This is a genomic window from Hydrogenophaga sp. 5NK40-0174 (genome assembly GCF_040372165.1).
GTDB lineage: Bacteria > Pseudomonadota > Gammaproteobacteria > Burkholderiales > Burkholderiaceae_C > Hydrogenophaga.
The window spans coordinates 1-841 of record NZ_BAABWG010000017.1; the positions used below are offsets into that span (position 1 = coordinate 1).

General features: G+C 62.1%; 1 protein-coding gene. It reads left to right on the forward strand.

Annotated elements, in window-relative coordinates; all coding sequences use genetic code 11:
• The coding region (locus ABWV89_RS18830; RefSeq protein WP_353400613.1) for a hypothetical protein at positions 1 to 841 on the forward strand (841 nt) is incomplete at both ends.

An 841-nucleotide genomic window follows, 5' to 3' on the forward strand; every position in this document is an offset into this window, starting at 1 on the left:
CTCCTGCTGGACGCACCGCTGGGCGGCTACGTCCAGACCAACAACCTCACCCACCTGGCGCGCACGCACGACTCCAGCAGCCGGGAGATCTTCAACGAAGGCTTTCACTTCTTCAACGAAAAGCCAGCCTTCATCGCCGCGCAAGACCCTTACGGCGGCGCCACTGCCTTCTTCGCCTTCCAGAGCGAAGAGGCCATGCTGCATCTGCAGCACCTGGGCAGCACCATCGGCCAGATCGGCGGCGGCACGCTCATCTTCACCCAGCAGCGCTTTGATGGCAGTGTCTCGGGCAGCCGCTTTGGTGACTGGCTGGGCAGCCATGCCGGCAAGGATTTCAAGGTGGGCTATGTGGACGCCAATGGCCGAAGCAGAACCTTCAACCTCCGCGACGACCCGCACTTCCAGTACTACGGCACCGTCAATGGCCTGGACATGTACGACCGGGCAGCGCTGGACAAATTCCTCGCCGAAGACCTGCGCAACGCCACCCAGCAGCACCAGATCGGCCAGGCCGCAGCGGCGAGCATCGACTTCAACAGCTTCGAGACCGACAAAGAGCTGTTCCTCCAGGGCCTGAACCTCTACAGCTGGACCGACGCCGAAGGCGACCGCCTGCTCAAGGGCCTGTACGACGGCAGCATCAAACCCGGTCACCCCGAATACGAAAAAGCCCGCGCAGTGGCCGAGCAAGCGTTTCGCGAAGCGTATGCGCACCACGCCGAGTATGAGACGCAGCTCAAGTTCAACAAGGAAAGCGCGCACTACCAGGCGCAGCGAATAGACCTGAGCGGGTACGACGTCAACGACCTGTTCCACAGCGGGGTGAAGATCTTCCGCAAGA